This is a genomic window from Leisingera sp. F5 (genome assembly GCF_001593695.1).
On record NZ_LUKH01000207.1, the window covers coordinates 1 to 3859 of the forward strand.

At 61.6% G+C, this 3859-nt stretch carries 6 protein-coding genes; 2 read left to right on the forward strand and 4 right to left on the reverse strand.

Annotated features, from left to right (window positions below):
* Positions 1 to 349: amidohydrolase (locus tag A2I95_RS27390; RefSeq protein ID WP_291734989.1), on the forward strand; the 349-nt coding region annotated here is incomplete at its 5' end.
* Between the two features lie 2 nt (positions 350 to 351).
* Complete coding sequence (locus tag A2I95_RS27395; RefSeq protein WP_291734992.1) at positions 352 to 807, forward strand: thioesterase family protein; 456 nt, start codon at positions 352 to 354, stop codon at positions 805 to 807.
* Between the two features lie 222 nt (positions 808 to 1029).
* Here the strand turns inward: A2I95_RS27395 and A2I95_RS27400 are convergent, their stop codons facing one another.
* The 4 genes from A2I95_RS27400 to A2I95_RS27415 form a co-directional block, all read right to left on the reverse strand.
* Positions 1030 to 1944 carry a DMT family transporter gene (locus tag A2I95_RS27400; RefSeq protein ID WP_291734994.1) on the reverse strand — a complete coding sequence of 305 codons (915 nt, stop codon included), beginning with the start codon at positions 1942 to 1944 and terminating at the stop codon, positions 1030 to 1032.
* A gap of 22 nt (positions 1945 to 1966) precedes the next feature.
* Positions 1967 to 2425, reverse strand: a complete 459-nt coding sequence (locus A2I95_RS27405; protein ID WP_291734995.1) for a hypothetical protein — start codon at positions 2423 to 2425, stop codon at positions 1967 to 1969.
* Positions 2426 to 2652: 227 nt separating this feature from the next.
* Complete coding sequence (locus A2I95_RS27410) at positions 2653 to 3393, reverse strand: SDR family NAD(P)-dependent oxidoreductase (protein ID WP_291734997.1); 741 nt, start codon at positions 3391 to 3393, stop codon at positions 2653 to 2655.
* 2 nt (positions 3394 to 3395) lie between these two features.
* A complete protein-coding gene (locus A2I95_RS27415; protein ID WP_291734999.1) occupies positions 3396 to 3818 on the reverse strand; it encodes a hypothetical protein in 423 nt (140 codons plus the stop codon).
* Positions 3819 to 3859: the final 41 nt, after the last annotated feature.

The window sequence follows — 3859 nt, forward strand, 5'->3', positions numbered from 1 at the left end:
TGCGGGCTCGCCGCATGACAGGAGCCCGGCGGGAATCGCCGCCTGGGCGGGCGCCCTGCGGCAGCTGTCAGCGCTGCCCAATGTGGCCTGTAAACTGTCCGGTTTGGGAATGTTCGAACATAACTGGACCCGGGACAGCATCCGTCCGCTGGTCGACACCTGCCTGGAACAGTTCGGGCCGGAGCGCTGCATGTTCGGCTCCAACTTTCCGGTCGACAGCCTGTCCTCGGATTACGCCACCCTTGCCGGGACCTACCGGGAACTTGTGCCGGCTGAGCAGCACACCCTGGTATTCGGCGAAACAGCAGCGCGGTTTTACGGCCTGCCGTGGCCTGCGCAGGAGGGGTAGAAATGGTCTACAGCTTTGAAACAGACATCCTGCCCGGATGGATCGACTACAACGGCCACATGCGGGACAGCTACTACGGGCTGGTCTTCAGCCTGGCGGTGGATGCCTTTCAGGACGAAGTCGGCTTTGATGAGGCCTACCGCAAACGCACCGGCTGCACCATCTACCTGCTGGAGGATCACAAGTTCTTCCTCCGCGAGGTTAAGGAAGGCGCCCGGGTCCGGGTGAAAACGCGGGTCATTGGATGCGACAGCAAGCGGTTTCATCTGCATATGCAGATGCTCAGCGGCACTGATTTGGTCAGTGCAGGCGAGTTCATGGAACTGCACGTTTGCCAGCACCCCCAACCGCATGCGATGCCCATGCCTGAAGAGATCTTGCAGAAGCTTGAGGCCGCCCGGCTGTCCGAAGGAGAGACTGCAGAACTGCCCAGACGATCGCGCCGCCTGTCTCTTTAGGCATTGGTTTAATGATCCAGGGCTGAAACCTCAGCTGGTCCCCAGGTTGGTCTTTGCCATTTCTATCAGGTGGGAATGGCCGCTTTGGGGAAGCTGCGCCGCGGCGTCGGCCGCTTTGATCGACGGCAGCTATGGGCCGCCAATACCATGGGTTGCTGGGCGCTAAACCGTGCTGCAAGGAGACCTATTCGAATTGAACCCATTAGCAGCTTATGCAGAAGTTTAACCGTTGAAACTATCGGCGATATCCAACCCTTGTCGCTGCTGTGGCCGAGGCTGCACCAACCCGACCCCCAACACCATCAGTCCTAAGGAAACCATCAAGGCGGGCGGCGCCGTCTCGTTCAGGAACAGAGTGCCGGACAAGAAACCGCCAATTGTCACGAAATAGGCCACCTGACTGGCAAAGACCGCGCCGGTCCGGGCGAGGATTGCGAAATAAGCTGCGTAGCACAGAACATGCAGCAGGCCGGAGAGTATGAGTGCTGTAAAGGACAGCGAGAGGGTGGCAAGGGCCAGCGGATCGGTGCCGATGCCAAGGACCAGGGGCAGAGCAAGAAGGCAAGACAGGCCGGACGCATAGAGCAGCGTTTCGACAGGGTCGAAGCGGTCGCGAGTGCGGGCGGCAATCACGTTGCTCTCGGCCGCGTAGCACAGCCCGGGCAGCAAGGCGATGGCTATGCCCCAGGCTGCCTGCTGGCCCAGCAGCGTGAGCGAAATGCCCAGCAGCAGGAGGATCGACGTGGCACCTAGGAGCAGACCGGAGCCGCGCCGGAGACTGAGCGTTTCCCGGTCCAGGCCGAGGGCGATCAGGTAGGCTGCCATCGGGGTGACGGCGATGCCGATGGACATCATGTTCGCCTGCACCATGCTGACGGCCGCAAAGCTCAGCCCGTGCGGCAGCAGCGTACCCAGCGACGCAACAATGAAATAGAGACCCCATTGAGATCTGGCTCCTCTGCGCTGCCCTTTCAGCCGCCGGAAAGACTGCCAGGCCAGCAGCAGGGCAAACCCGGCCAGCTGCTGCCAAAAGACCAGGGCAGCAGTGGAATGCCCGCCCGCCACGGCGAGCTTGTTTAGTGGTATGGTTGCTCCCCAGGCCAGCCCCAGGAAGATCAGAAACAGTGTCCAGCGCATCGTGGTTTCTTCCTTAAACACATCAATCATTAAGATGCAGGCTGCTGCTGCTGCCTGCCTGGCAGCGTGCGGCGGGACGGATCAGGGCGCAGAGGCCGCTGAGGTGATCCAGGATGAGGGGTTCCGGGCTGCGCGACCGGATGAGCAGGCCGAGAGTGTACATGCCATTGGCCAGTAGCCCCGCCTTTGCGCGGCGCGCGGGTTCCGTGTCCTCAGGCGCTGCCCGCTGCAAGAACCTGGCAAATCCCTGCGACAGTATCCGGCGGTTGCGGGCTGCCAGTTCAGCAGCCTTCTCATCGGTTCCGGACATTTCGACCATGCTGGTGCAGACGAAGCAGCCCAGCGGCTCGCCGCCTGGGGTCAGCCGCTCTCTTGCTTCCTGCAAGGCATCGCGCAGCCCTTCAGGGCTGGCGCCGGCTCGGGCAACACCGCGGACCAGCGGGCCGGTTACGTCCCGGTTGTAGCGCTCAAAAGCGGCCAAGTATAAACCATGTTTGGAGCCGAAGACTGAATAAAGCCCGTAGTTGTTGACACCGGTGCCGGCGATCAGCCTCCTTCAGAGAGGCTTCATGGTAGCCTTTGCGCCAGAACACCTTGAGCGCAGCTTCCACGGCATCGTCCGGGTCGAATTCCTTGTGCCTTCCCATGAGGCCCTTCCTGTTGATTGAGGCCGCGGCAGGCTGAGGCCGCCCACCGCGGCTGCGGGGATCACCATTTTTCCGCAAAGGGGCGGATTGTGGTCTCAAAGGACCAGGTGGTCCGGTGCTGGTGGGTGAGGTGATAGATCTCCGCGGCGATGCCGTCGGGGTGGGCGAAGAAATCCTCCCGCGCATGCGGCCAGTCTGCGGGCGGCACCAGCCAGTTGGGGCGCTCTGCGTCGCTGGCGCCCAGCCAGGTTACGTCGATGGCGGCATCCACCGACAGGTAGCAGACGTGGATGCCTTCCGGCCCCAGGTCCCGCGCCAGTGCCTCGCACAGATTGCGCTGTGCAGCCTTTGTCGGGGCAAATAGCACGTAGTTCGGCACACCGCGGTGCGACGCAGTATTGCCGGTGGCCAGGATTGCCCCACCGCCGCTGGCGGCCATTTTGTCCGCAAAGAAGCGGGCCAAGACCAGCAAGGCGGTAGTGTTGACCCGGAAGTTCCGTTCGATCTCCAGCGGATCCAGCTCGCGGAACCGTCCAAAACTGTGTGACACCGCATTATGCACCAGTACCCGGGGCACGCCCATGTCCGCCTCGATCCTTGCCAGGCAGGTTTCGAAGGCATGCAGGTCGGAGATGTCGCAGGCATAGGCCTGCGCGCCGGGGAGCTGGTCTGCCAGCGCCTGCAAGCGCTCAGCTTTGCGGGCAATCATGGCAACCCGGTAGCCTTGCGAGAGGAACTTGCGCACGGTGGCGCTGCCAGTGGCGTCGCCGACGCCGGTGATGATGCAAAGAGGCCCGGCCATGGTCAGACCCACTGTTTTTTGCGGATTTCGGTATAGGGCGCGCCGTATTTTCCGTTCTCCTCACCGGCGGTGATGACGGTCATTATCGCGGGATCGTACTCGTAGGTCCGGATCCACTGGCGGTCGCCCTTTTCCATCAGCATGCGAGAATGAGTCGAGCGCGTACGGCGCGTGTATTCCACCTCCACCATCCGGCAGGACTGGCCGCCAAAGCCATAAGAATATTCATCGGCGCCGGGCTGCACAAAGCGGGCATGATACAGTTTCCAGTACTGGCCATCGTGTTTGTAGATGGCGAAGGTCATCTCGTGGGTGTCGTACTGCCAGTGCCAGGTGCTGTCCTGGTAGATCTTTTCCCAATCTGCCAGCAGGCTGCCGTCCCGGAACGAATGGCCTTCGATTTTCCAGCCTAGAGTGTCGGTCATTTTCGTGTTTCCTTAGGTTTTCACATCGATCATTATGAAAA